This window comes from Paenibacillus sp. A3M_27_13 (assembly GCF_024213315.1).
Classification (GTDB): Bacteria; Bacillota; Bacilli; order Paenibacillales; family Paenibacillaceae; genus Paenibacillus; species Paenibacillus polymyxa_B.
The window spans coordinates 171,174-198,169 of record NZ_JANAVE010000003.1 but is presented as its reverse complement, the minus strand read 5'-3'; the positions used below and the strand labels follow the sequence as shown (position 1 = coordinate 198,169).

Below are 26,996 nucleotides of genomic sequence, written 5' to 3'. Positions count from 1 at the left end.
AAGGTACGTGAAATCCATGCTGCGATTCAATGCGATACGTACGGGCTATCTGCTGGGCATCTCACTGATACTGGCCGCAATTATTTATTTTTTCGCCTCCAATTGGGGCGGACTGGATCGGACATCCAAGATTGTACTTGCTGCTGCGCTTATTGTTCTGTTCTATGGCTTGTCTTTTGTATTTGCACGGATACGTGCTGTTCCCGGCCAACAAGCTTTTCTGTCTAATATGTTTTTGGTGGCTGGCTGTATAGCCTTTGGCGTTTCCGTGGCATTGCTCGGTCAAATTTACAATTCCCATGCGGACAGCTACGGATTGTTTTTCATTTGGTCGGTGCCGGCTCTGCTACTTAGCTGGATTACTCGCTACAATCCCTTTTATATGCTGTCTTATGTACTGATTCAACTTGGTTTGTGGCTTTATTTTTACCCTACGATGCAAAGTGTGCCTTATAGCGAACTTCGATCATTGTCGATTGCCGGAGTGTTCGCACTGGTCAATCTGGTGTTGTTTCTATTGGCGTTCCTTCATCGTATACGCTCTGCTCCACTACAATATATGAGCTTTACTGTTTTTCATATAGCCATGTTAGCGATGACCAACTCTTTTGCATTTGATGGGTATGGGCTGGTCATGAATATACCGTATATCGCTGTGATTGCTTTAGGATTTTATATATTTATCAAGGTGCGACTGAATAAAACGCTACTGACCTTGAATGCATTGGCGCTCTCAGCGTTTGCTGTCTTTAAATTTATAGAGCTGGCAGAGGCGTACTCCTCATCTCTGTTTTTTGTGTTTGGTTTGATTTTTGTGGCGCTGCTGCTGACGGGTAACGTGTGGTTTTTCCGTTATTTGAATCGTTTGGGAAAAACACCGCCGGAAGCAGGGATAACGGACATTAGTACATCAAAGACTGAGACGACCGTTCCCGAGGAACATGGCAGTGAATGGATCAGCAAAACCGTATCCCGTGTAATCAAAGTGGTTGGAGTGCTGATCGGTAGTATCTCTCTCATCGGATTGATTATGATTAGCACGAATGTAAACCACACCGAATATGTACTGTTGGTTGTGTCGTTGCTGCTTATGATTTTGATGATTGTCATACCGGAATCGAAGCTGGATTCGGTAATACGTTATACACTGCTGACCATCAGCTATATAACAGGCTTGGCGGCCATTCTATGGTCAGATCAGTCGCTGCTTTCGGTATTATTTCTGATCGTTTCCATCGCTGGATGGTTCCGCTCCAAGGGGAAAAGGCAGTTGTTTTTTGCCTACACCTTTGTAAACCTGAATCTGGCGACCATTTTATTTCAGCAGTATCAGGAGTGGGATGGTTGGAACTGGACCTATAAGTTCATCATCTTCTCTCTTTTCATCGTCAATGCCGTGTTATATGGGGTAAGTTACTTTATATTCAAGACGGAGTTAAAAGAACATCTGCGGAATAGCTCATTATTTTTCAGCTTGTTGTTCCTGTTTTGGGCGACGTTTTTCGAGGATGTCATTCCACACTCTTATATGTTCATTAACATTTTTTATTTTGTTATCGTTACCGGGATGATCTTTGCCTTTGCCCGTCTGAAACAAAAATCGGAGACCCTCATGAGCGTTGTATTCTGGTTTATTTTTATCGGCTTCAAATACTATGATTTATTGTGGACGCTACTGTATAAGTCTTTTACGTTGGCGCTTCTGGGGGTCATTGCACTCGGCTTGACCTGGTGGGCGGATCGGCGAATGGCCCATAGCGGCAAAGCAGCATTTGATGCCGACCACCGCAGCTTTAGCTTCATGCGCTTAAGCCCGTTACTCATCGCTATTGTCATCGTGCTACAGCTGGGGATCATCGGCTATCAGACGGCGAGAAGTGAAACCCTGCTCGCCACAGGGGCTTCCATTAAGCTCAAACTGGCTCCTATAGACCCGCGCTCCCTGCTGCAAGGCGATTATGTGGCACTGAATTACGACATATCTACCCCGCCTTCCAAGCCCCCTCTTCAGGAGGAGGAATGGAGCCGAGGCAAGGTCAAAGTCGTTCTCACACCAGATAGCCAAGGAGTATACGTCGCGGATCGCCTATATCAAGATGGTGAAAAACTTACCAGTCATGAGGTCGTTCTAAATGGACAATGGTATGGTTCTCGTATTCTGTACGGTATTGAGAATTATTTCATCCCTGAGGGAACCGGACGTACTGTAGAACAGAACGCACATTTTGCCCATATTCGGGTGAGCCGCAATGGGGACGCGCTGCTGGAACGTTTGGCAGAAAGCTGACCGGATCGGCGCAGGTAGTTAACAAAGCAGGCTGAACCAAGCTGCTCCATTGCTGGAGCACAACTTGGTTCAGCCTGCTTGTTCTTTTTCGGGCCATCGAGTTACCTCTTATAGATAACTTTTATCCCTACGCTACGCTTATCCTCGTTTATACATCTCTCGTCCATGATGCTATTTCCTCAATATCCAGCGGCTGAGTCCGGCAACAGCCGCCAATCAGACGAGCTCCCGCTTCATACCATTGGCGGGCACTTTGTCCAAATGTCTCTGTACAAGTGCTGCCGTGCCATGTCTTGCTGACCGGGTCATATTCCTCCCCCAGATTGGGATATACCACCACAGGCTTATCCGTGTGACTGCGTATTTCGTGAATAAGCGATGGAACGAAATTCGGCAAAGTGCAATTGATTCCTACAGCGGCCACTTGCTCATGCCCATTCAGCCACTCAGCACATGCAGCGGCAGACTCACCGTTGCTGATATGCTGCCCATCCTTTGCGCTAAAGCTGATCCAGGCATACGTGCCTGGGAATTCCTTCAGCAATCGGGCGATGGCCTTGGCTTCAACCAGACAGGGTATCGTTTCACAAGCTAAAATATCTGCACCCGCCTCAATCAGAGCTTTCATACGCGGCCTGTGGAACTCCACTAGCTGTTCCTCGCTCAGCTTGTAATCGCCGCGATACTCTGACCCATCTGCCAAAAACGCCCCGTAAGGGCCAACAGAGGCCGCGACTAGCGGCTTGGGACGATGCCGCTGACTAGCAGTAGCCGTCACGTCAGCCCAAAACTCATCGCGTGCCTGCACAGCAATCCGCACCGATGATTGAATCAGTTCCAGCGCCTCATTTTCACTTAGGCCCCGTTTAACATAGCCTTCAACGGTAGCCTGATAGCTCGCAGTAATCGCACAGTCTGCCCCAGCCTCAAAATAATCTCTATGTACACGCTTGATCGACTCCGGATGCTCATGGAGGATTTTAGCTGACCATAAGCTATCGTTCAGATCATGTCCATGACGCTCCAGTTCAGTCGCCATGGCGCCGTCCAGCACGATCAGCTGAAATTCGTCCAGTATATATTGTATCGGGTTCATGTGACCCCTCCTGCTCGTCTTTTCTATTTAACCCACTAATCAAGTAGGGTTTAATGATTTACATTATAGCACGGATGTTGATGAGCACTCACAAAGCCAATAAATAATCATTCCGTGAAGACGTGCCCTCTCGTTTCATTTACCATCTGATGTAACGTATAAATTTTTTAAATTAGTTTCATAAGTTAAATTAATTAGATATTGTTCTTTTTTTCACAAAGTCATTTTACTATAAAAGTGCAAACCAACACTTTGGCCAAAAGATCAGGGAATTGCATCGTCACATTCTGCATCGTCATTTATGTGAAAAAAGGTACAAGAGAGGGTTTTATCTATGTCTTTACTAGAAATGATTACAGCGACCTTAACAGATAACAAAATTCTCAGTTCTATCGCTTCCACCGTTTTTATTATCCTTCTTGGTTTCTTTTGCCGGAAGAAGGGGATTTTTAACGCAGCAGTAGGAAAGATGTTATCCAAGGTTGTTCTAACCGTGGCTCTACCAGCACTAGCCTTTAATTCTTTCATGCAGGATATTAATCCTACAATGTTAAAACAAGGAATGAATGTTTTAATATGGGGAATTCTAATTTATATTATTCTCATCTTTATTTCTAAACCGTTCTTCCTGAGCTACAACAAGGATAAACAGGATGTTTTGCGGGTGTTAACCATTTTCGGTTCTACTACTTTCTTCGGAATTCCAATTGTCGGAGCCATTTACGGTCCTACCGGAGTGATGTACAGTTCCATTTTTAACATAGGGTACCGCATTTTCTTATACTCCTATGGCTATATCAAAATGAGCGGCTTGAAAATGGAGCTTAAAAATCTCAAAACCATGTTTTTGAATCCCATCGTTATCGCCACGTTTCTAGGCTTGTTTGTTTGGTTGTTTCAAGGTTATTTGCCACAAATGAGTGTAGCTACAGAGGATGGGGCCATTCAGCAGTTCGCCTTTCTAAGAATTGATCAAACCGCTGTCTGGCTGTTCAAGCCCATGACCTACCTAGCTGGACTAGCTTCTCCATTAGCCTGGTTATCGATTGGCTCGACATTGGGGGAGATCAGCTTCAAGTCGGCAGCTACTGATAAGACCTCTTGGTATTACAGCATAGTTAAGGTTTGGCTTGTTCCTATTGTTAACATCGTCTTGCTGGCTTTGTTGACTGTATCCCATATTCTGTCAGTCGATTCTGTCGCTTTAGCTACTATTGTCATCATGATGGCTACTCCTACAGCTACCGTAGCCGCAGCCTATGCCATCAGTTTTGATAAGGAAGCCATATTAACTTCTAATGCATCGCTTCTATCTACTATCACTTCTGTCGTCATGATTCCAGTGTGGATCATTACGCTCAATGTCATTGATAAAATTGGAATTTTCTAAATCAGGGGGAAAACAACATGTTAAAAATCATTTGCTATGGTGTCCGTTCTTATGAGAAACCCTATTTCCAGGATCTCAATAAATATAACTTCCAACTAACGCTAGTAGAAGAGTTGTTAACCACCAGCAATGCAGAATTGGCACAGCATCACGATGCCGTTTTGCTAAGAGGAAACTGTGCTGCCAATCGGGAAAATATCACAAAATTCAATGAATACGGCATTCAATATGTTTTCACCAGAACAGTCGGAATCAACCACATTGATTTGGATGCCTGCAGCGAATTCGGAATGAAGGTGGCACGCGTGCCATCCTACTCTCCGAATGCCATCGCCGAGCTCTCCCTAACTTTAGCAATGATGCTGTTCCGACACACCGCTTATATGACTACCAAAAGCTCGTTCAAAAATTTTATTGTGGATGAGCATACATTCAGCAAAGAGATCCATAACTGTAAAGTTGGAATTATCGGGGTTGGTCGCATTGGTCTGACGGAGGCCAAATTGTTTAAAGGATTGGGAGCCTCTGTTATTGGTTATGATGTGTACCAATCGGACGCGGCCAAGGAAGTCATTCCATTCACAACCTTGGATGAATTACTGGCAGAGAGTGATGTCGTTAGTGTGCACGTCCCTTATCTGCCGGGACAGAACGACAAAATGATTAACGCCAGCTTTTTAGCAAAAATGAAAAAGGGATCTATTCTTATCAATACATCACGTGGAGAATTACAAGATAACCAAGCCATTTTGGACGCTTTGCTCAGTAACCATCTGGAAGGCTTCGCTACGGATGTCTTTCCTAAAGAAGATGAATTATTCTTTAGAGCATTTGAACCATGGCAAATGCTCCCGGACCCAACGATCCAGAAGCTTGTGGAGCTGTATCCAAGAGTTTTGGTAACGCCTCATGCTGGCTCGAATACCGTTACGGCGTTATCCAACATGATTGAAACTAGCTACGACAACTTCCATGATATCGTTACAACTCATTCTTCGGATAACCTAGTCCCACTTCCTGTTCTCTCTATGAAATAATTAGGAAGCTCGGTACTCTTGTTGAACAAAAAAGAACCGCTATTTCCAGATTACATCGGAAATGGCGGTTCTTTTATATCAGGATTCAACTGATAGAGCATTAGCGGCCTGCCAACCTTGTGGTATTCTATCGATTCAACCAGAAAGCCATCGTCCACCAGGAACTGAATATATTTTTTTACCGTGATACGGGACAAGTCCACTTCTCTGGCTAACGTTTCAACCGAGAATGGTCCGTCCAGCTCTTGAATATTCTTCAGTATCGTGGTCATGGTTAGTTTGGACAAATTTTTAGATAGGTTTTTCGGTAGATTATGCGATGGATGTTCAACAGGTTTTTTCTTCTCCACACCCGTATACTCTTCTTTATTAAAATAATGGTCAATGACAGCTTGATTAATTCCGTTCCCTTCCTCCATCACCGTGGCTAGGCGCTGGATTTTCTCAACAGCCAGTCTAAAGCGTTCGAATGTAAAGGGTTTAATTAAATAGTCTGCAACACCATAAAAAACAGCTTCTTTCACCGTCTGAATATCTTTTGCAGCCGTAATTAAAATAACCGAAGCATGATATTGATGCTCCTGCATATGTGATAATAAAGTTAATCCGCTTTTTCCAGGTAAATAAACGTCCAGTAATACCAGATCCGGTTTCCATTTTTGAAGACAGTCCTGTGCTTTCTTGACGGTATCTGCCTTACATATAACGTCCAAATTGTCCATGCGCTCGATAAACTGTTGATTGAGCTCAGCAACCATCGGATCATCCTCAACAATTAGAACCTTCATTCATTTGTCACCTCCAATGTACAGGGCAACTCTACATAAATACTTGTTCCGAGACCCGGTTGGCTATCAAGCTCAATGATTCCTTGATGATTTTCCACCATGGTTTTAACTAGATTCAAGCCGTAGCCTCTGTCTTCTCCTTTGGTTGAAAAGCCATGCTCGAATATCCTTTTTTGCATCTCAAAATCAATCCCCATACCATTATCTTTCACTTTCAAAATGAATACATTTCCCTCACACTCATAATTCAATTTCAGCTCAATTTTGCCGGGTTCTTTTTTTTGTAAGATGGAATCTATGGCGTTGTCAAAAAAATTACCCAGGATGTGTATGACATCATGAACGATATCCTGCATCTCCACATTAGAGACATCCGAGCTTTCTGCAAGAAGAACCGAAATATTCTGTTCGCGTGCTTCGTTGATTTTACCCATAATAAAACCTGCTAATGCCGGAACTTTAATTCTCTCAGTCAAAAAGCCTACCTCATCTTGATACCGGTGATTTAGCTGCTGAATATATTGACTGACCTCCGCATATTTCCTCATTTCAATCAGCCCGGATATTACGTGCATTTTGTTCATAAATTCATGGGTCTGTCCGCGAAGGGAGTTAATATAATATTTTGTACCACTTAACTGGTTGCTAAGATGGATCATCTCGGATTGGTCGCGCAGCGTTGCAACTGCCCCAAAAAACTCATTTTCAATATATATAGGGGTTACTGTCGCAATGACTTCTATACCATTCACATAAAATGAGCGATCCTTGATTTTCTTTTTATCATCAAACACTCTCTTGAAGAGCACGTTATAAAAGTTGGTATCTAGCTGCTCGCCAATCGGGGCTTTCATCTCTTGGTTTGCCAGTTGATACTTGGCCTGAGCTTCTTTGTTCATGAGCATAATTTTCTTGTCAGCCGAAATGGCTATAATTCCTTCAGCGACCTCATTTTCAATAATTTCTTTTTCGCGCAATCGTGTTGCTATCTCTTGCGGCTCAAGCCCAAATAAAATCGTTTTGATTTTCTGAGCCAGAATGATCGCCCCCAGAACTCCACTAAAGAGCCCCAACATCAGCCCCCCAAAAATGGTATACTGCGCCTGCATCAAATCATGATTTAGGGTTCTCATGGTCAGCCCTACACATACAATGCCAATGACCTCATGCTGTTGATTAAATATCGGCGTAAAATATCGGTAACCTTTGCCCAAAATACCTATATTCTCAGAAAAATGTCCCTGACCGGATAGCGCTCTTCTGGCATCATTCAAATCAGAGAACGGTTTGCCAACCATCGTTGCATTCGGATGAGATAGCCGAATTAAATCGTGGTTCAAAATGACAACAAAATCCACATTAACGTTGTGCATGACTCCAAGCGAGTAGTCTTGGATCTGCTTCACAGGAACTCCCTGCTCAACATTACGAATAACATCGTTGTCACTGGCAACCATCTTGGCAATACCCGAAAGTTTTTCCTTCGTATTATCAAAATGTTGGTTAATCACGAAATTACGAATGAGAAGCAAGGATATAATTAAAGAAATAATGATAACTAAAACAACCAAAATAATAATCATGAATTGTAGCGAAACTTTGAATTGTCGTCTCGGTTTCGACTTACTTTTTAACCGCAACCCCATCACCTAGCTTCTTTGTTAAGCTCTCCATTAGGAAGAAGAACCTATCTCTGACCCTATATTCCCTTGATATTCGACATCGTTTGACAATTTCCTTCTTATTCTGCAAGCTCTGCGCGCTCCACCGACAACCAAACGTATCCTTTATCTGAAATAAAACGATATGCTGAATAAGGAAAGATCAATTCTCCATAATAAGGACGTATACCTAATGAAATGGAGGATATCGGATGATTGACAATCTCGAAAGCAATTACAACTGCGCTAATGCGGGACAAGACCTTCATCAGCTCAAGCAGGAACTCACTGCGCTTCAGGAACAAGGTGCAAACGACCAGGCGTCCGAGGAAGCCATTCATCGGCTGGAAAATCAAATTTCGTTCATCTTGAACAAGTGCGATATTAACCACTAGTTGATGCTTGGCTATTTCAGTAAAATAAATAAAACCGACTTGTCTTTTAAAGACAAGCCGGTTCTATATGAATTAGTGTATGCAAAAAGGTTCCAAATTCACAAAATTCCCCGTATCTCATCCAATGACTGCACCTTTTCCCGCTGCATCCATTGTTCAAGGCCATGTACCAGCTCAGCCCCTGCATGTAAATGAACAAAATTGTACGTTCCCACCTGAATGGCAGCGGCCCCTGCCATGGTGAATTCAATAATATCCTCCACCGAGCTAATCCCGCCCATCCCGATCACCGGAATCGACACCGCCTGTGCCACCTGGTGAACCATGCGCAAGGCAATCGGTTTAATTGCCGGGCCGGAAAGACCAGCATACGTGTTGGCGAAGACACTGCGACGCCGGCGTATATCTATTTTCATTGCAGAAAATGTATTGATCAGCGAAACTCCGTCTGCGCCTTCTTCCTCGCACATAACGGCCATCTGTGTGATGTTCTCTGCGTTTGGAGACAGCTTGACGACCAACGGAAGCGCCGTCACATTGCGCACCTGACGCACAACCTCCCGTGCTACCTCCGTCTGGATACCAAATTGCATTCCACCCTGCTTCACATTGGGACATGAAATGTTCAATTCCAGCATATCAACGCCTCTGCGGTTCATCGTGCGACGCTTTTGCGCGTTTTCCGTAATCATCGCTACGGCCTGAACGTATTCCTCCAGATTGGAGCCGCCCACGTTGGCAATAACAGCCGTGTTCCAGCGTGTCATGTCATCCAGCTCATCCTTCAAAAAGGCGGCAACACCCGGATTCTCCAGCCCCACACTATTGAGCATGCCCGATGCTGTCTCATGTATTCGTGATCCCGTATTACCAGCCTTCGGATGCAGGGTCAGTCCCTTGCCGACGATACCACCCAATAATTCAGGAGAATAAAATTCCGCATACTCACGTCCGAATCCAAACGTACCGGAAGCCATGATGATCGGGTTCTTGAATGGTACACCCGCAATATTACACACCATGGAGATCATCAAACTCCACCTCCTCCACCGGGAATACAGGCCCTTCTTTACATACCCTTCGATTGCCTCCACGGGTACGCATCGTACAGCCCAAACATGCGCCAATACCACAGGCCATGTGTCTTTCAGTTGAAATATATAAACGGGATGACGTATCCACCGTTTTCATGGCGAGTGCTTGCAACATCGGAGTTGGCCCGCAGGAGAACATATTTGCATAAAGCGTCGGATCAACCTGTTCGACGATGCTTCCCCCTACCTTGACCTGCACAGATGCCGCCACAGCTTCGAACGCTTCAACCCCGAAGGCTTGCTGTGCAAACCCCAAATAAACGTGCGCATGCGGGTAATACTTTGCAGCCAACAGCAACGGAGCTGTACCCATGCCACCGCCGATCAAAGCCAAACTACCCTCTACCTGCGGAAAACCGTTTCCGAAAGGTCCTTTTAAATGAATCTCCTGACCAGGCTGTAATTGGGAAAACAAATTTGTCCCCTCTCCAACAACCCGGTACAAAAAGGAAATACTCTCTTCCCCGATATCATAAATGCTGATGGGTCTGGGCAGCAGTGGGTAACCTGTCCCGCTGCGCAGCATGTAAAACTGCCCCATGTTCCCTTTAAACTTTCCCTCTATTTTCATCACATAAATGCCCGGAACGAGCGCCACATTCGAAATTACGTTAGCCATATAACCCCTCCACTAACCACTCACTATAACGTAAAAGCAGCAACTATTACGTGACTATTTTCACATTTTCGGGTAACGTTTCGCCCTGCGGCTCGTGATATAAAAAAGCGTACTCCTGTTAGAGAGTACGCTTGTGTATTTAACTAATGGCTTCGCGCTCCGCATTGCGGCTACCCTTGGCATCCTTGCGGATTTGCTTGCTGCGTAGCTGCCCGCAGGCTGCGTCAATATCGACTCCATGCTCCAGCCGAACACTACAGCTAATGCCTTGTTTTTTCAGAACATCATAGAAGCCCGTAATCGACTCCGACTCACTCCGCTGGTATTGACTATGCTCATCCACCGGATTATACGGAATCAGGTTTACATTGGCCAAATTACGACGATGGCCCACCAATTCAGCCAGTTCGAGCGCGTGCTCCTTACCGTCATTAACATCCTTCAGCAAGATGTACTCCAGCGTAATCCGACGATTTGTTTTGTCCAAATAATAATCAATCGCCTGCATGAGTTTCTCAATCGGAATCGCCCGGTTGATCTTCATAATGCGAGTACGAATCTCATTATTCGGAGCGTGGAGGGAGATCGCCAGATTGACATGCAGGTCGGAATCTGCAAATTCAATGATTTTATCAGCCAGTCCACTTGTGGAAACGGTAATATGCCGCGGCCCAATCGCTAGCCCTTTGTGATCCTTAATGACCCGAATGAAATCGGACAGGTTCACGAAGTTATCAAACGGTTCGCCAATTCCCATCACAACAACATGACTGACCTGGTCGCCCGGGCGTTCCTGATCCAGATACAGCTGGACCTTCATAATTTGCTCTACAATTTCACCGCTGGACAGGTCACGGCTCTTTTTCAACAATCCGCTCGCACAGAAGCTGCACCCAATGTTACACCCTACCTGCGTAGTCACACATACGGATAAGCCAAACTTATGCCGCATCAATACTGTCTCAATCAAATTACCATCCTGAAGCCGGAACAAGAACTTAACCGTCCCGTCTGCTGACTGTTGCTTCACGTGTTCTTCAAGTGTTTCAATGGAAAAGTGCTCGGCCAACAGGCGAGTACAATCCTCATGAACCTCTGCCATCGCTGCAAAATCAGTAACCCGCTTCCGGTACAATGCGTCCCATACCTGCAATGCCCGGGATTTCTTATGTCCATGCTCGATGAGCCATGCTGTCAATTGATCTAGCGTTAATCCATAAATGGATTCTTTTTTCATGTTCGATCCTCTTTTCAAAACATTCAAATTCGTCTTCCTCTATATGAAACTAAGCACGCACCATTCGTCTCAACCATCATTGCATCATAGCATGTTTAAGCAATCTGCGCTATTTAAACGCCTCTTCCATTGTCCCAAATTTTAATTATGAACACAAGGGGGCAGGCACATGGTTTCTCCAAAATTTTAGCGTGAAATTATATCTTGAAACAAAGTACAAGCCACATTAAACTAGGCGACAGAACCTGTTCGATAAGAGCACGCAAAGACAGGATTACAGATACTCCTAATGATATGATTACAACTAAGGAAGGTGATGCGGTTGGAATGGTTGCTTCGGATCAAGAACGCACTGGATCTGATGGAAGAGAGAATGCAGCAGTCACTCGATATCGATGAAATTGCAAAGGCAGCCTACTCGTCTCCTTTCCATTTTCAGCGTATGTTTCATATGCTAACCGGCGTTACGGTTGCAGAATATGTGCGCAAACGTCGATTGACCTTGGCTGCTCAGGAATTGAGTCTTTCTTCCGCCAAGGTGCTGGATGTAGCGTTCAAATACGGATATGATTCCCCCGAATCTTTTTCTAAAGCGTTCCGAAGGGTACACGGTATTTCGCCCTCTGAGGCCAGAAGCCCTGGGGTAAACCTGAAAGCCTTTCCACGTATCACCTTCCATTTATCGTTGAAGGGAGATCAGGAAATGGATTACAAAATTATAGAGAAGGCGGCCTTTACGGTCATTGGCAAGTCCATTCAAGTCACCACTAAGAACGGCGATAATCTTCGAGAAATCCCAAAATTCTGGAACGAACTGAATGCGGATGGTACATCGGATCAGATTCATGCCTTGGGAACAGGCGACGACATCCTCGGTATTTGTTTGGATTTCAAACATGGAGAAGAGAAATTCACGTACCTGATTGCCGCAGAAGGCAGCGAAGACGTAGCGACCGCGAATGGGCTAGAATCCAGAACCATTCCGGCTTCAACCTGGGCAGTATTTACATCCATCGGCCCTATGCCTCACTCGATCCAAAAGGTATGGCAAAGAATTTTTCAGGAATGGTTCCCTGCCAGTAATTATGAGCATTCAGGCGGCCCGGAACTGGAAGTGTATACTATGGGCGATTCACATGCTGAAGACTACCGAAGTGAAGTTTGGATTCCGATTAAGAAAAAGTAAACAACGAACCGACTGCCTATTGCAGTCGGTTTTATACCGTACTGTATTTACATCAGAAGGTGACAGAAAACACAATTCCCTGCATACTCGCTACTCTAGCTTAATGCTCCCAGGCAACTCCCCAAGCTCCTGCTTCAACACAGAGTATAGGCTTGAACCTGCCGGCTTTAGCGGATAGTCTGTTGCTTTGCAAAGAAGGCCGAAGGTCATATCGATCAGGCTGCCGCTTAATTCCCTCACCGCTGTTCCTGCTGGGACAGAACTGACCAGAATTTGTGGCACAAGTGCAATACCTAAATCGCTCTCCACATAAAATTTCAGAGCCGTCATGCTGCCAATTTCCATCGTGTTTAATATGGTTATTCCATATTCCTTCATGACCATTTCAAGTTTGCGACGATATGGACAGGTGGCCGACGTAATAAGCAACCGCTGCCCCTGTAAATCCTCCGGCCCAATCTTTTCTTTTTGCGCAAGCGGGTGATTTTCAGGCATCAATACTACAAATCTCTCCCTAAATAAAGGTTCAAAATATAGCTCTGTGCCCAAATCCGGTGCGGAGCACAGCGCTAAATCAATATCCCCCTTGAGAACACGCTCGCTTAGAGTAGGGGTATTCCCAAACTCAACAGAAACCCGAATGTTCGGATAATGGGTTAAGAATCGTTTTAAAATTTCTGGTAGTCGGTAACTGGCAGTCGGTTCGGTCACTCCTATACGAAGGTCGCCTGCGGTTCCTCTTTGCAGATTGTCCATATTTTCCTGCAATTGCTCCATATCCTTTACAATATGTAGACTTTGCTCGTAAAACATCCTGCCCGCTTCAGTTAACTTTATTTTCTTGCCCCGTTCGATCAGTTGAATTCCCATATCGGACTCCAGCTTCTGTATTTGCATCGTCACGGTAGATTGTGCATAATTCAACTCTTCCGCTGCACGAATAAAACTCCCGTAATTCACAATCATTTGAAATGTTTTGAGTGTTTTAATGTCCATTCTCAAACTCCTATATGCACAATTAATTCAATTTTATTGAATTGTAAATTCAGTTAATTCAATTATACAGAACACAATACATCTTCTACAATGATACATATCAGATCATATTATTTTTCAGACGCAAAATGAACTGGATGGGAAGGAGCGAATATATATGGATTTACATCAAAAAGTAGCACTGGTTACAGGTGGAGGTACAGGAATTGGGAGAGCCGTATGTATGGCCTTGGCAGATCGAAAAGCTACGGTAGTCGTAAACTATTCCCGCTCTAAAAACGATGCTGAGGAAACTGTACGTATGATCCTTGAAAAAGGCGGACGTGCTATCGCATTACAGGCAGATGTTTCCCGAGATCAGGAAGTTCGAACTATGGTTGATCAGATTGTCCAGCAATTTGGTACGATTGATATACTCGTGAATAACGCTAGCATTACACATCACATTCCTATGGATGATCTGGAGGCAGCCACGGAAGAGGTATGGGATGATCTATTTGATGTAAATGTAAAAGGCATGTTTTACTGCGCCAGAGCCGTAGCTCCTTTTATGAAGCGTAGTAAACAAGGAGCTATCGTCAATCTGGGAAGTATAGCAGGGCAAACAGGGCTAGGTTCCTCTCTTCCCTATGCGGTATCCAAAGCGGCCGTCCACGGGCTGACCAAATCTTTAGCACGAGCACTGGCACCGGATATTCGCGTCAATTGCATCGTGCCGGGAGCCGTAGCGACAAGATGGTGGGCAGGCAGGGAAGAACAAATGAAGCAACTGTTTCCTCATTTGCTCCTACAGCACATTTCCACGCCCGAGGATATTGCTAGCATGATCTGCTCTGCTTTGGAACAGGAAGCCATGACAGGCCAGACTATTACGGTGGACAGCGGACAAACGCTGTAAAAATACTGGGATTTCTGCGTAAAAACAAGCCGCCTTCTCAGACAGAAGGCGGCTTTTGAGCTATCGTATACCGTCGTTGACTACGTTTTTTAGCTTAGAGATACCGCAATTCGTGTACCTTTCACGAATTTAACAAATAAGTACCGAACAAGCGGCCCTACAATTAAGAGCTGCAGAGGGAAAGCAAAAATAAAATTCTTGCAAACTAAAGACAAGTAATTTTTAAATAATGAGTCTCCCGAAAGACCATTAAAAAAGTAAGCTGTCCCCAATCCATAAAGTGACATACAGAGAACCATTCCAATGACCATACAGCATGAGAGGGATAGAATCACAAATACCTTTTTAGTTTTGTCGTATGGTAATGAGAAGGCTATTTTCTTTGCTAGTGGACCGACAATAAATAATTCCAATACGAAAGCAATGATAAAACATAAAATAAATTGCAGAAACATTACTTTTAGAGATATTGTGCCAATCAAGTCATTTGTATATAGATTATAAAATGTCATGAATACGACCATCCCCAAGCACATCATTAAACCAAAATAAAAATCTTCTTTCTTCGTTGTTGGCAATTCCATCATCCCTTCCGTGTACCTTGGTAATTATATAAATAGTCAAAACCTCCACATAAGTGAACTTTCTGTGAACTTTATAGTAAGCGCTTCCTTTTTTGTATATAAGAAATAGGCATCGTTCATCTCAACGATACCTTGGAATACTGCGTCATGTCCCTCAATGATCTGCTTTTAAATCTAAGCCAAATCTCTTCAGCTCAATAAAAACACCTTCCAGTCGCTTCCCTTTTTCCGTTAACGAATATTCAACACGCGGGGGAACCTCGGCATATACCTTTCTTTCTAACAGACCGTTATCTTCAAGTTCCTTCAGGCGTAGGGAAAGCGTTTTGGGGCTAATCCCCTTCATGGATTTTTGAAGTTGGCTGAATCTCAGTGTTCCTTCGATAAGAAGGTCGCGGATGATTAAAAAAGTCCATTTCGTTCCGATCAAATCAAGTGTTTGGGCAATAGGACACGGCTTACCTGGTATTCCTTTGGTCAATTCAATAGGTTCTTGGGCGTGCATAGGAACTCCTCCAAAAATATCTGTTAAACCCAATGGTATCACAATAGTTCCATTTAGGAAACTATATGAATTAAATATCACTACTTCCCTAAATAAACTTACTACATATACAATATCGGTGTAGCAAGTCATGTTTTCTCTAATACGAGGAGGTGAAGAGATGAAAAATATACTAATCATTAACGGTCATCAAAAATATGATTCGTCTGAAGGGAAATTGAACCGAACATTGATGGACAATATGGTGCGTCTCTTAAGTGAAGAGAACAAAATCAAAACAACGTCTGTTCAAAATGGCTATACCCTCAGCGAAGAACAAGAAAAATTTTTATGGGCGGATGTAGTCATTTACCAAACCCCTATCTATTGGTTCAGCGTTCCTGGATTATTAAAGACTTATATGGATGAAGTCTATGCTTACGGTGTATTCTTCACGGGTGCTCATGAATATGGTAGCGGAGGTTTATTAACCGACAAGAAATATATGTTCTCCACGACTTGGAACGCTCCAGAAAAAGCTTTTAATGATCCAACTCAATTTTTTAATGGCGCTAGTCTAGAAGCCGCACTCAGGCATTTGCATTCTGCACATGCATTTCTCGGTATGGAGCCTTTGAAAAGCTTTGCGTGCTACGATGTTATTAAAAATCCAAATATACCTAAATTTATTACTGATCTTGATATACATCTACAAGCCGTATTACATGATTAACAAATCCAGAGGAACACTAGGAGGGAATCCATTTGCAAAACCAAAAGATTGTCATTATTGGTGGAAGCTCAGGTATTGGTTTAGAAACAGCTAAGCAAGTCATTTCGCTTGGAGCGGAAGTGGTAATCGCCAGCCGCTCGGAGGATAAATTGCACAAGGCCAAAGAAATGCTGGGCTCTCGTGCTGCAATATATGTGCTAGACACGTCAGATGAGCAGCAGGTAAAATCTTTCTTTGAAAAAGTCGGCCCCTATGACCATCTTATCGTTAGCGCGGCAGAAACCTCAGGTGGGTCATTCCTTCAGTTGGAGACGGATCAAGCCCGCAAGCTATTCGAAAACAAATTTTGGGGCCAGTATTATGCAGCTAAATACGGAGCTTCTCAACTTTCAACCGAGGGTTCCATTACTTTATTTTCAGGAGTGGTGGCATACAAGCCGATGATTGGCTCCTCTGCGCTCGGTGCTGTGAATGCAGCGGTTTCGAATCTTGGTCAAACCTTGGCGTTAGAGCTTGCTCCCATCCGCGTGAATGTCGTCTCACCCGGCATTATTGATACACCTTCACGCAGCAAAATGCCTGAAAATACGCGCAATCAATTCTATGATACGATCGCGCATAAGCTTCCTGTGAAGCGAGTTGGACTTGCCGAGGATGTTGCACGAGGTGTAATTTATTTGATTCAAAATCAGTTTGTGACCGGAACAGTCCTTCATGTGGATGGCGGACACATTTTAACATAAAAGCTTCGTCTTAAATCCGTCAGTCATTTAACAAAAAAAACGAAGAACGCTCCCGCATCTTTGCTTGGGCGTTCTCCTCTTTTCTTATCAATGAATGATTTCACAAACTTTATCCTAGTGATGAATACGACGTTTGTTTCTCAAAATGTTGCGAATCATCTTGTGATTGGGGAGCTGCCTGAACAACATATGTCCGGGATGCGGGTTGGCCTCGATAATCCAGATTTGACCGCTCTTTTCAATAGCAAGATCGATGCCCAGCTCGCGAACCGGATGATTTGTATCTATCGTGTCGGCAATGATTCTAGAAAGCTCGGTGATCTGGTCCAGAATCTCTTTCATTTTTGTTCTGTCATTTTTAAAGACCCTTAAAAGCACTTTGGACAACGGCGCCGCATGTCCTCCCTTCCGATAGTTGGTAACGACTTTTCGAGGTGCAGCGACACGGCCGGTTATTCCTGAAATGACCCATTCCGATTCCGGCTTCTGCATATACACTCTGGCATCAAAAATGGAACCTTTGTACTTGGCTAACTTAAGTCCTTGCTGTACCAAATAACGGCGATGAGGTCTCCGATAGGTTCTAACTGCTCTTCTTACGGCGTGGGATCTAACGACTCTGCGACTGGAGCCACAACGAACCTCATATTTCCTCCCCAGCTTTTTCGCACGTATGATGCCAGTTCCTCCACTCCCATAATTAGGCTTGATGAAGACTGTGCGATAGGTATCCAGCATCCGTAAAGTCCTTGCATTACTGATCCAGCGGGTTTCGGGCAAGTGAGAACGTAAAATGGGATGTTGTCGCATTTCCTTGTATTGAATCATCTTTCCAATGGGCACGAATATCCCTCGATTCTGTTGGGTTTTTGCACACATTACATGAATATGCAACTATATTCTATCTTGGTAACGGCGAATGCCACAGTTTGCTATGAAAGAGGCAAATCTCCTACTTTCTTTAAGGCGAGTCTTCTTTGATTTCAAGAGAGAAATGAACAATGTGTTCTTTGCATGACGAAGTTATTGCAAATACCTATAAAGTTGATTCCAATAATATATTAGACCAATAATAATTCTGGATATATGATGTATTAAAAAATAACGTGAGGAGGAACGTTAATATGTCTATTTATGATTTTCAGGCAACCTCAATTAACGGGAAACCGATTGAATTCTCAGACTACAGAGGAAAGGTTCTCCTCATTGTAAACACAGCCAGCAAGTGTAGCTTCTCCAGTCAATTCGCTGATCTGCAGAGGCTCTACGAGAAACGGAGGGAACAAGGTTTTGAAATCCTTGCGTTTCCTTGTAACCAATTCAATGAAAAAGAGCCGGGTAGCCATTCGGAGGTTCAGGGATTCTGTCAAATGAACCATGGAGTAACCTTCCCGCTATTTGAGAAGACGGATGTAAGAGGCTCATCTCCTCATCCTTTATTTCAATATCTGACCCAACAGGCACCGTTTCAAGGCTTCGATACCCAGACCAAAGACGGTCAATGGATGGAGGATTTCCTGCGGGATAAGTATCCAGAAATATACGCTGGCGACGGTATCAAGTGGAACTTTTCTAAATTCTTGGTCGATCGCGATGGCCATGTAAAAGGAAGATTTGAAGTAACAACCGAGCCCTGTGCCATTGATCCTGTCATCGAATCGCTATTGTAATTTTTCCGTTCACTTCTTTGGATTCTTTAAAAAAAGAGTATCAAATGACAAAAATGAATATTTGTCATTTGATACTCTTTGTGTTATCCTGACTTCAAGGAGGTGACTCACACGGCACTTGACCGTGTCCCTATGGAAAAATCCTCAGATGTGCTAACCAAGGAACAGATTCTCATCGCTACAGAAGACACCCTTAGACGTTTTGGTGTAGCCAAAACCTCCGTGACCGATGTTGCCAAAGTACTGGGAGTAAGTCATGGCACCATTTACCGACACTTTAAAAGTAAGGCCGAGCTTCTTGAAGGCGTGACCGAAAAATGGCTGAATGAAAAGATTATTGGCCCGTTAACGGAGGTCTGTCAGAATTCATCTATACTGGGAACGCCACATTTAAAACGATATATACAGACCTTAGTCGAACTTAAGCAGTATTATGCCCGCGACGACGAGGAAATGTTTGAGATGTATACGAGGGTCACCGAGCAAGCCGCTGATTTAATCGACCTGCATATCGCCCACATTGTGGATCAGCTCGCTGATATCATTGCACGCGGGGACATCACATCGGATCAGCCAGCCCAACTGGCGCGTACCCTTTTCTATGCCACAGCCCGTTTTCATCATCCCGCTCATGCTTACGAATGGAAGAGTCCCGTGATTAATCAGGAGTTTTCGGATGTGTGGATGCTTTTAGAAAAAGGAATCACTTAAAATAGATAAAGGAAAGAAGGACAAAACACATATGAAGCATTTGGACGGAAAAACAGCAATTATCACCGGGTCCTCCAGAGGGATTGGACGTGCCATTGCCGAGCAACTGGCTGATCTGGGCGCTAATGTAGTCATCAATTATGCCAGCAGTCCGGACAAAGCCCAAGAAGTCGTGAAGAGCATTCTTCAAAAAGGCGGCAAAGCCATAGCACTTCACGCTGATCTGGGCAAAATGAGTGATATTGAAGCATTATTTACAAATACGATTGCTGAATTCGGTAAAGTGGATATTCTGGTTAACAACGCTGGGCTGATGACCACCCAACCTCTGGCTGAGGTGACCGAAGCTGATTTTGACAAACAATTCGCACTTAATGTAAAAGGCACTTTCTTTGCATGTCAGCAAGCCATGAAATATATGGAGAACTACGGAAGAATCGTGAACCTGTCTACATCCGTGATCGGACAAATGTTCCCGGCCTATAGCGTATATGCAGGTACCAAGGGCGCAGTGGAGCAATTTACCCGTCAGCTAGCCAAAGAGTTCGGAAGCAAGCAAATTACGATCAACGCTGTGGCTCCCGGTCCTGTGAACACCGAGCTTTTCCAAGCAGGAAAAACCGAGCAGCAAATCGAAGGCATGAAAAAAATGAATGCTATGGGGCGGCTCGGCGAACCGGAAGATATCGCTGATGTGATTGAGTTTCTGGTCAGCGCCAAATCACAGTGGGTTACCGGGCAAACGATCCGCGTCAATGGCGGGTTCATCTAAAAGCTGGAATACATGGAATGGAGGCTGTTTACGTTCATGATATTAAACAAAGGCGAGACCTTATTTCGACAAGGAGAATCCGGCCCTTTATATCACTTAAAGAGCGGCTTGTTAAAAATTGTCCGAGTCCATGAAGACGGCTCGCAAATTTTAGTTAATGTGATTGTGCCCGATGAAATCATCCCGCACCACTCCCTGATCAGCCCCAATCCTTATTATGGTACAGCGGTGGCGTTGGTAACCTCTGAGGTCGAGGTTCTGTCGCAAAAAGAATGGTATCAGGCGCTGGAGCAAGATCCGGCTCAATGTCGGGCTATCGCTTTGCAGCTACAGGACAAGTTACGCATGATGCAGCAACGAATTGACCAGCTCACCGAGGTGTCACCTGCCGAGAAGCTTCGGAAGCTCCAACGCTGGTTCCACTCCTACATCGCACCCGCCACGTTAACGGACGTGCTGACGCAGGAGGAAATCGGCCAGTTTATTGGGCTGCGTCGGGAGACGATTAATCGGCTATTGCGTGCTTCAAGCGCTCCTTCTGCAAAAGATGATGACGATAATGCATCTCAATGAGCTCAAACCACTCTCCAGCATTCAACGCACCAAAACTGGGATGAGAGACGGTGAACAGCGTTGTTGATTTCCCAACGGTCGGCTCAATCTCTCTCATCTTGCGGATCACGACGTTTAATCCCTCCACAATTTCTTCTTTGCTAGTGGGTTGTTGGGGAGTGTACTGAGGGGATGGTGGAACTTGGATACGCATTGGCGGAAAGCTCCCCAGATTAAAAATGGCTGTGCCTGCCTCCGTTTTAACTCCTGTCTCCCCATTAGGCTGTAGACAAAGATCAATGTTCTTAAGATGCATATACAGTGCAGAGTTCACCAAATGAAGATACATTTGTCCAAGCGACCATTGACCCTCCTGAGGTGTGTATTGCAGTTCCTCCAAGCTAAAGCTGTCCAATTCAAGAAGATAGTGTTGTGCCGTTTCTTCGAAACGCTGCAATGTTTCAGTTGTATTCATATATTAATAATTGCCCCTCTCTATCAAAGTAGCTTTACTATACAAAAATGCTACTGACAGCATTATGTCAGTAGCATTTCAACATTTTTTCCACTTCCACACGTATCCGCTCCCTGAGCGACTCAGGCTCCAGCACAACCATATCCGCGCCCCATCCAAGTATCCATTGCAGTAGTTCCTCTGGCTGTCTGACGCGGAAGAGTACATGCAGTCCATCTGCACGCTCCTCTATGGCCTCCATATAAAAGTTGTTCGCTTCCTTCACCTTATCTGCGATATCTGAACGTGCTAATATGCGAACAGTTACATGACGGTCATCGGTTTGCTTGTAATCCTGCAAATGAAAATCGACAGGCAACTGAAACCTGTCCTCCAGCACGATAAGCTTGTCCATACGTGACAGACGGAAATGGCGAAGCTGCTGTCGCAATTCGCATTGCCCAATTAACATCCAAGAACCACGGAGCAGTACAAGACCATAAGGAGCGACCACACGCACACTTTGACGATTCCCGTCAGCCTCTGGCATTCTCTTGGAGTAGCCAAACTGTACTTTCCGTTTTTCCAATACTGCGAGACGCAACGTTTCCAAACAGGTTTTCTCGCTATGGTTTACCCCTTCATCCACCGCGAGCAGTCTGATGGTCGTACGCACCCGGGAAACTTCCCTGCGAACGCTCTCCGGTAATATGGCTTCAATCTTCCTGCGGGAGGTTTGCGCCTTGATACCGTAGTCTGTATCAAATTTTTGTTCGACAAAATCCGTTCCGATTAGCAACGCCACAGCCTCTTCTGCGGTAAAGCTCAGGGGGGGCAGGAAGTACCCCTCCATCAAGGAATATCCAATGCCCGGTGCTCCTACAATCGGTACACCCGATTCACTTAGAGCCTGAATATCCCGATAGATGGTCCTCACACTCGTTTCGAATATGGCTGCCAAATCCTCGGCTCGTAAAATATCCTTACGCTGCAACTCTAGCAAGATCGCTAGCAAACGATCTGTTTTGTTCATACCACGGCCCCTCTCTGGAAGGATCTAAAATGCAGAAATACAAAAAAGCAATAAGGGCAGTACAGTCACTGCGACTTATTGCTCTTTTTTTCATACGGAAGTTACTTCATTATTTAAAAAACACTTTTTCGACGTTATATTTAGCCTTTTGTGAATTGATGATGTAGGTTTCATAGATTTCTCGCTCTACAGCATCTTCCACAATACAAACCTCAATAATCGCTACTTCGTTCCGCTTGTCCTTGATCGGCGATACGGTATCTTCAAAATGCTTTTTGATTCTTTGTCTCAGCTTTCTTGCTTTACCAACGAACAGCAATTCCTCCTGTGTGTTGTAGAACATAAAGATACCAGCCTTATCTCTAGGGATCAGGTGAAAGTCGGTAAATCCGTAAATATGGCTGAGCTCAGGGTTAACCTGTTTGGTAATTGTGATATCCGGAGTTGGAATTGTTATATTAATCACTATGTCACTTCCTCATTCTATATAGGTGTAAATATTATCACAAATCCCGTGGTAACACCATTTAATAATCCTTGTCCCATGACTAAAACTCCCAACTTAGAAACTGTATGAGAAAAAGATGACTCTGATGAATACAGAGCCACCTTTTCATTTATGTTATCCATTTTTGTAATCCGTAATGCGGTAATACATCGTTTTATCCTTCAACTTACGGAAATGGGACCTTGCCGGATAAAGATTAGCCTCAATAATCCCGATACGTCCTTTCCGGTCTATTCCAATGTCCAGTCCATACATACGATGTCCCGGAAAAAAATTACTTAATCTCTTCGCGGAACGGATGGAAACACGATTAATATGGGACTCTAGGGCACTGGCAGACAGGTGCCGAACAGAAGATTGTTTTATGCCGGATTTAAAACTGAGTAAAGTTCCCTTACTCCGTGTATTGTTGGAAACAATATAACCTTTGCCTGCAACTTTGATAACCTTCCCTGTGACTACCCATACAGGTGAGCCGGTTCTCCGTTGAATGATGACTCTCATATCAAAAGGGCGTTTGTTGATGGTCGGACGGGTAATTCTGCGTTGAACCATATAACTGGCGTTCCCGATTTTTCTTCTAATATAATGATACGTATTGGTTCTACCCCTTACTAAAACTCTTTTATTCTCGTAATGTACGATGTACTTATGGTTTCCTAACCAGGAGACCTGGAAGATCCCCCGTCCACGACTCCCCCACACCGGTTTCACAATAACATGCACGTACTTGGAGAGAAGTTTCGAGAAATTATGCCTATCCAGGAGCCTCGTCTCGGGGACATAAGACCTCAGAGACGCATACCTTCTCAATAACAAATATTTGTACCACTTATCTTTTGCTCCTGATGCCATGGGAACTCCACCTTTCTCATCCGCATTTTATGCTACTGAGATAGCCTTCAAGCAATTCCAAAAATAACTCCATTTCCTTATACGTAATATCACCTATATTGGCAATCCGGAACGTATTTAGCTTCTCTAGCTTGCCGGGATAAATCATCATGCCTTTGCTATAAAAATAATCATGCATAGATTGAAAATCATAACCTGCACAATGAGGCTCAAGAATGGAAGTAATGATCTTGGAATGATGCTCTTCGGGAATGATATAGGTTAGGCCTAACCGGGCTAACCCGTTAATTAAGGTTTTCCAGGATGTCGCGTACCTTTCGTACCTTTTATCCACCCCTTCCTGCTTTAATTCCTCAATCGCTTGTCTAAGCGCATATAAGGTTTGGACTGGGGGAGTAAACCGCATCTGCCCATGTTCCACAAAGTAGTTATATTGAGCATACAAATTCAAATAATAGCTTCTTGGTTTCTGGCCTTTCAAATTCTCCAATTTGCTTTTTTCGGCGATCACAAACGAAACCCCGGCCATTCCCTGTAAGTTTTTGTTGGAGCTTGCCGCCAGGTAGGCAATGTTCATTTCCTTCAATTGAATTGGAACGGCCGCAAATGAGCTCATGGCATCCACGATCATGTCGATTTGATATCTTTTGCACAATTCTCCGATATCCTTCACCTTGTTAAGCAGGCCAGTTGTCGTCTCATGATGTACGACGGCCAGATGGGAGACAGTGCGTTCGGAAGATTGGATAAACCTTTCTAATTCAGCCAAATCAATCGCATCATCGGGGGGACTTTTGAATTCAAGATAATCTACCCCATAAACCTTCGCTATCTCGCACATCCGTTTTCCATAGGCCCCATTGCTGACAATGATTACTGCATCGTGATTCGGGACCGAACTGATGATGGATTCCACCGCTGCAGTACCTGATCCGCCAAACAATACGGTCGCATAATCATCCGGGTCAGCAACCAACCGGGTCAGTTCTGTAGAAATGTACTCCATGATTTGGCCAAACTCGGCTTCACGAGGACAAATATCCGGAACCACCTGTGAACATTTCACACTTTCTGTAGTCGTTGCCGGCCCAGGGGTTAGCAAAATGTTTTTCTTGACGACAGAACTCATGAACCACCCACTTCCTTGCCCTTCAAAGGATCGTTATGAATAAAACGCTGCAGACGTTCTTTTACTTCGTGAGGCTTCATATGCGGACGAGCAAGCTGATCCTTAGAATCTTTGGATATTTTCAGACACAAAAACGTAAGTTCTCTATTCATTTTCCATTCTTGTAAAAAGACTTTTAGTTCCTCGAGACTGTGAACAAGAATCGACTTTGTATACCCACAGGAAGCAGCAATATCTATAAAATCAATATTATGCGATACCGTACTTTGCCCGCCTGTTGATTCATGGGCATTATTATCTAGCATGATATGAATCATATTGGCCGTATGGTAGTACCCGTTGGTTGCCAGGCTCCCCATACGCATCAGCAGAGATCCGTCTCCGTCAATCACGACAATATTTTTGCTTGGTTGGCTCAGAGCTAACCCCAGTCCAAAAGAACCGATGCACCCCATAGAACCTACCATGTACAGGTTGTTATCTGCATCTTCAATTTCATATAGTTCGCGCCCAGTTTTACCAGTTGTTGCGAGCTGGACGGTATGGCTGTCTTTCATGGAGTTAATCGCACATAATGCATCATAGCGCGTAGGCATTTGATGATTCGCACGACCATGCTGCCGGATCTGATTTAAATGGATGGAGGTTTGCTGTTTTTTCAATGGCTCTTTGTCGAACGTGCCTTTTTTAACGACAAAAAAGAACGGGCGATTCCGGGCAATTTGCTCATTAGCCTGGATCAATTGATTTTTTACCTCCTCTAAATCCTTGGAGAGATACTGCCATTCCACATCCATCAAATCCAGCATTTGCGTTGTAATCTGGCCCATCAGTTCATGCTGAGGCTCGTCAGGTATCCCCGGTTCTCCGCGCAGACTGACAAATCCAAGCAGAGGAATACGAAAAGGGTAAGTAAGGGAGGTCAATGGCGAAACAGCGTTGGTCAGCCCCGAATTTTGCATAAGGACTACCGATTTCTTCCCCCCTATATAAGCTCCGGATGCAATGGCGACCGCATCCCCTTCGTTAGCCGCTGCAACATAATCGCATTCGTTTATGGCATAATTGATCAAGCTTTTCAAGAAGGAGCATGGAACACCGCTGAAAAAGGTAAATCCTAATTTTTTCAGCTCTTCTCCTAACAATTTCGTGTCCATTATACGCGCTCACCCGAATCCGGTTCTGACGATGGAAGATATTTCTTTTCCGCAGCTTGCAGCTCTTCGACCCCTTGAAGCCGGAATACTTCTTCGAGGGTTGCGACTTCCTTTTCGACATGAACAAGGCTTTCATCCCGATAAATTCGGCCAGATAATTGTTTCATGGCTTGAATGGACGCTCTCAAATTATGGTTTGCCCAAATCACAAGGCTAATCCCCATCTCCTGAAACCTGATGGTTGGAGTCGTATAGTATTTGGTAGGCACGATCACTACTGGCAATCTTCCAGCCCATTCTTTCATGAACGCTTCAATCTCTGCGGCATCCGATCTTTTGCTGTGTATAAATACGGCATCGGCTCCTGCCTTTCGATATGCCTCCGCCCGCTGCAGCGCCACTTTAAGCCCACTCCCGGTAATAAATGCCTCTACTCTGGCCACCACCGTAAAATCCGTGTCCGTCTGCGTATCTTTCATCGCTTTAATTTTCCCGGAAAACTCTTCGATATCAGCCAAAGTCTGCTCTTGACCGTTAATGAAAGAATTCGTTTTGGGGAACCGCTTATCTTCGATACATACCCCCGCAATATGGCGCTGCTCCAGTTTCTTCACCAAGCGCCTTGCATTGTTGAAGTTGCCGTACCCCGTATCTCCGTCCAACAAAATCGGGATAGAGGTAGCGTCACTCATGAATTCCAAAACATCCAAAACCTGCGTCCAGGAGGCCTCATTGTTGTCCCTTACTCCCATCGCTGCAGAGATGGATAACCCACTGGCCCAAATTCCTTTAAATCCTGCCTCCTCCACAATTTTGGCTGACAGACCATTATGAGCCTCCATGATAAACTCTGGCTTTTGTGAATTGACCAAGTCTCTAAGTTGCTTTGTTTTTTTCATTGAAACTTTCTCCTTCTCCCCTAAAAAT

At 44.4% G+C, this 26,996-nt stretch carries 29 protein-coding genes; 12 read left to right on the top strand and 17 right to left on the bottom strand.

The features are described 5' to 3' along the window. Window positions 1-16 precede the first annotated feature (16 nt). Window positions 17-2,287, top strand: a complete 2,271-nt coding sequence (locus NLX82_RS13865; protein ID WP_181016526.1) for a GDYXXLXY domain-containing protein — start codon at window positions 17-19, stop codon at window positions 2,285-2,287. A gap of 148 nt (window positions 2,288-2,435) precedes the next feature. Here the strand turns inward: NLX82_RS13865 and mmuM are convergent, their stop codons facing one another. Continuing rightward, window positions 2,436-3,383 carry a homocysteine S-methyltransferase gene (gene mmuM, locus NLX82_RS13860; RefSeq protein ID WP_028540887.1) on the bottom strand — a complete coding sequence of 316 codons (948 nt, stop codon included), beginning with the start codon at window positions 3,381-3,383 and terminating at the stop codon, window positions 2,436-2,438. A 334-nt stretch (window positions 3,384-3,717) separates the two neighbouring features. Between mmuM and NLX82_RS13855 the strand changes: the two genes are divergently transcribed. Further along, complete coding sequence (locus tag NLX82_RS13855; RefSeq protein WP_023990996.1) at window positions 3,718-4,773, top strand: AEC family transporter; 1,056 nt, start codon at window positions 3,718-3,720, stop codon at window positions 4,771-4,773. A 17-nt stretch (window positions 4,774-4,790) separates the two neighbouring features. Continuing rightward, window positions 4,791-5,810 (top strand): 2-hydroxyacid dehydrogenase, encoded by a 1,020-nt coding sequence (locus NLX82_RS13850; RefSeq protein ID WP_028540889.1) that lies wholly within the window; start codon window positions 4,791-4,793, stop codon window positions 5,808-5,810. A gap of 50 nt (window positions 5,811-5,860) precedes the next feature. Here the strand turns inward: NLX82_RS13850 and NLX82_RS13845 are convergent, their stop codons facing one another. Both NLX82_RS13845 and NLX82_RS13840 read right to left on the bottom strand, forming a co-directional pair. Further along, the gene (locus tag NLX82_RS13845; RefSeq protein ID WP_103744496.1) at window positions 5,861-6,598 is read right to left on the bottom strand and encodes a response regulator; all 738 of its coding nucleotides are present in this window, start codon (window positions 6,596-6,598) and stop codon (window positions 5,861-5,863) included. Continuing rightward, window positions 6,595-8,244, bottom strand: coding sequence for an ATP-binding protein (locus NLX82_RS13840; protein ID WP_146255830.1), 1,650 nt, complete (start codon window positions 8,242-8,244; stop codon window positions 6,595-6,597). The genes NLX82_RS13845 and NLX82_RS13840 overlap by 4 nt, the downstream gene beginning before the upstream one ends. Before the next feature lie 227 nt (window positions 8,245-8,471). Here NLX82_RS13840 and NLX82_RS13835 point away from each other — a divergent pair, with 227 nt between their 5' ends. Further along, complete coding sequence (locus NLX82_RS13835) at window positions 8,472-8,654, top strand: DUF2524 domain-containing protein (protein WP_103744497.1); 183 nt, start codon at window positions 8,472-8,474, stop codon at window positions 8,652-8,654. Between the two features lie 98 nt (window positions 8,655-8,752). Here the strand turns inward: NLX82_RS13835 and NLX82_RS13830 are convergent, their stop codons facing one another. The 3 genes from NLX82_RS13830 to rlmN form a co-directional block, all read right to left on the bottom strand. Continuing rightward, entirely contained in the window at window positions 8,753-9,685 is a 933-nt protein-coding gene (locus NLX82_RS13830) for a dihydroorotate dehydrogenase (protein ID WP_023991001.1), read from the bottom strand. Next, on the bottom strand, window positions 9,666-10,367 hold the full coding sequence (locus tag NLX82_RS13825) for a dihydroorotate dehydrogenase electron transfer subunit (protein ID WP_103744498.1): 702 nt from the start codon (window positions 10,365-10,367) through the stop codon (window positions 9,666-9,668). The genes NLX82_RS13830 and NLX82_RS13825 overlap by 20 nt, the downstream gene beginning before the upstream one ends. A 139-nt stretch (window positions 10,368-10,506) precedes the next feature. Continuing rightward, on the bottom strand, window positions 10,507-11,604 hold the full coding sequence (rlmN, locus tag NLX82_RS13820; RefSeq protein ID WP_023991003.1) for a dual-specificity RNA methyltransferase RlmN: 1,098 nt from the start codon (window positions 11,602-11,604) through the stop codon (window positions 10,507-10,509). Window positions 11,605-11,920: 316 nt separating this feature from the next. On the opposite strand from rlmN, the gene NLX82_RS13815 reads away from it, so the two are divergent. After that, on the top strand, window positions 11,921-12,790 hold the full coding sequence (locus NLX82_RS13815; protein ID WP_076264582.1) for an AraC family transcriptional regulator: 870 nt from the start codon (window positions 11,921-11,923) through the stop codon (window positions 12,788-12,790). Window positions 12,791-12,880: 90 nt separating this feature from the next. Here the strand turns inward: NLX82_RS13815 and NLX82_RS13810 are convergent, their stop codons facing one another. Next, window positions 12,881-13,786: a LysR family transcriptional regulator gene (locus NLX82_RS13810; protein WP_023991005.1), complete on the bottom strand. Its 906-nt coding sequence runs from the start codon at window positions 13,784-13,786 to the stop codon at window positions 12,881-12,883. A 157-nt stretch (window positions 13,787-13,943) separates the two neighbouring features. Here NLX82_RS13810 and NLX82_RS13805 point away from each other — a divergent pair, with 157 nt between their 5' ends. Beyond that, window positions 13,944-14,684, top strand: a complete 741-nt coding sequence (locus NLX82_RS13805; protein ID WP_068939178.1) for an SDR family NAD(P)-dependent oxidoreductase — start codon at window positions 13,944-13,946, stop codon at window positions 14,682-14,684. 89 nt (window positions 14,685-14,773) lie between these two features. On the opposite strand, the gene NLX82_RS13800 is transcribed toward NLX82_RS13805, so the two are convergent. Both NLX82_RS13800 and NLX82_RS13795 read right to left on the bottom strand, forming a co-directional pair. After that, complete coding sequence (locus NLX82_RS13800) at window positions 14,774-15,262, bottom strand: DUF2798 domain-containing protein (protein ID WP_068939341.1); 489 nt, start codon at window positions 15,260-15,262, stop codon at window positions 14,774-14,776. 160 nt (window positions 15,263-15,422) lie between these two features. Further along, window positions 15,423-15,773 (bottom strand): winged helix-turn-helix transcriptional regulator, encoded by a 351-nt coding sequence (locus tag NLX82_RS13795; protein WP_013312645.1) that lies wholly within the window; start codon window positions 15,771-15,773, stop codon window positions 15,423-15,425. A 160-nt stretch (window positions 15,774-15,933) separates the two neighbouring features. Here NLX82_RS13795 and NLX82_RS13790 point away from each other — a divergent pair, with 160 nt between their 5' ends. Both NLX82_RS13790 and NLX82_RS13785 read left to right on the top strand, forming a co-directional pair. After that, on the top strand, window positions 15,934-16,485 hold the full coding sequence (locus tag NLX82_RS13790; protein WP_254348338.1) for an NAD(P)H-dependent oxidoreductase: 552 nt from the start codon (window positions 15,934-15,936) through the stop codon (window positions 16,483-16,485). Window positions 16,486-16,517: 32 nt separating this feature from the next. Next, a complete protein-coding gene (locus NLX82_RS13785; RefSeq protein WP_076156682.1) occupies window positions 16,518-17,228 on the top strand; it encodes an SDR family oxidoreductase in 711 nt (236 codons plus the stop codon). A 114-nt stretch (window positions 17,229-17,342) separates the two neighbouring features. On the opposite strand, the gene NLX82_RS13780 is transcribed toward NLX82_RS13785, so the two are convergent. Continuing rightward, window positions 17,343-18,071 carry a YheC/YheD family protein gene (locus tag NLX82_RS13780; RefSeq protein WP_175405227.1) on the bottom strand — a complete coding sequence of 243 codons (729 nt, stop codon included), beginning with the start codon at window positions 18,069-18,071 and terminating at the stop codon, window positions 17,343-17,345. A 281-nt stretch (window positions 18,072-18,352) separates the two neighbouring features. Between NLX82_RS13780 and NLX82_RS13775 the strand changes: the two genes are divergently transcribed. From NLX82_RS13775 to NLX82_RS13760, 4 genes are all read left to right on the top strand, one after another. Continuing rightward, complete coding sequence (locus tag NLX82_RS13775; protein ID WP_254348331.1) at window positions 18,353-18,898, top strand: glutathione peroxidase; 546 nt, start codon at window positions 18,353-18,355, stop codon at window positions 18,896-18,898. A 132-nt stretch (window positions 18,899-19,030) separates the two neighbouring features. After that, a complete protein-coding gene (locus NLX82_RS13770; protein ID WP_075154961.1) occupies window positions 19,031-19,609 on the top strand; it encodes a TetR/AcrR family transcriptional regulator in 579 nt (192 codons plus the stop codon). Between the two features lie 31 nt (window positions 19,610-19,640). Next, window positions 19,641-20,381 carry an SDR family oxidoreductase gene (locus NLX82_RS13765; RefSeq protein WP_068939190.1) on the top strand — a complete coding sequence of 247 codons (741 nt, stop codon included), beginning with the start codon at window positions 19,641-19,643 and terminating at the stop codon, window positions 20,379-20,381. A gap of 36 nt (window positions 20,382-20,417) precedes the next feature. Next, window positions 20,418-20,954 (top strand): Crp/Fnr family transcriptional regulator, encoded by a 537-nt coding sequence (locus NLX82_RS13760; protein WP_023991014.1) that lies wholly within the window; start codon window positions 20,418-20,420, stop codon window positions 20,952-20,954. On the opposite strand, the gene NLX82_RS13755 is transcribed toward NLX82_RS13760, so the two are convergent. The 7 genes from NLX82_RS13755 to aepX all read right to left on the bottom strand — a co-directional run bounded on the left by NLX82_RS13755 (window position 20,887) and on the right by aepX (window position 26,968). Beyond that, complete coding sequence (locus NLX82_RS13755; protein WP_023991015.1) at window positions 20,887-21,408, bottom strand: DinB family protein; 522 nt, start codon at window positions 21,406-21,408, stop codon at window positions 20,887-20,889. The two genes, NLX82_RS13760 and NLX82_RS13755, sit on opposite strands and share 68 nt — an antisense overlap. A gap of 67 nt (window positions 21,409-21,475) precedes the next feature. Further along, complete coding sequence (locus tag NLX82_RS13750; protein ID WP_068939192.1) at window positions 21,476-22,420, bottom strand: helix-turn-helix transcriptional regulator; 945 nt, start codon at window positions 22,418-22,420, stop codon at window positions 21,476-21,478. A 109-nt stretch (window positions 22,421-22,529) separates the two neighbouring features. Beyond that, window positions 22,530-22,886 carry a nucleotide excision repair endonuclease gene (locus NLX82_RS13745; RefSeq protein ID WP_023991017.1) on the bottom strand — a complete coding sequence of 119 codons (357 nt, stop codon included), beginning with the start codon at window positions 22,884-22,886 and terminating at the stop codon, window positions 22,530-22,532. A 156-nt stretch (window positions 22,887-23,042) separates the two neighbouring features. Continuing rightward, window positions 23,043-23,783, bottom strand: coding sequence for a YheC/YheD family protein (locus tag NLX82_RS13740; protein ID WP_023991018.1), 741 nt, complete (start codon window positions 23,781-23,783; stop codon window positions 23,043-23,045). A 16-nt stretch (window positions 23,784-23,799) separates the two neighbouring features. Beyond that, window positions 23,800-24,912, bottom strand: a complete 1,113-nt coding sequence (locus NLX82_RS13735; protein WP_068939194.1) for a 2-aminoethylphosphonate aminotransferase — start codon at window positions 24,910-24,912, stop codon at window positions 23,800-23,802. Further along, a complete protein-coding gene (gene aepY, locus NLX82_RS13730; RefSeq protein WP_028540900.1) occupies window positions 24,909-26,069 on the bottom strand; it encodes a phosphonopyruvate decarboxylase in 1,161 nt (386 codons plus the stop codon). Before aepY ends, NLX82_RS13735 begins: the two co-directional genes overlap by 4 nt. Continuing rightward, the gene (aepX, locus tag NLX82_RS13725) at window positions 26,069-26,968 is read right to left on the bottom strand and encodes a phosphoenolpyruvate mutase (protein WP_023991021.1); all 900 of its coding nucleotides are present in this window, start codon (window positions 26,966-26,968) and stop codon (window positions 26,069-26,071) included. The genes aepY and aepX overlap by 1 nt, the downstream gene beginning before the upstream one ends. Between the last annotated feature and the right edge of the window lie 28 nt (window positions 26,969-26,996).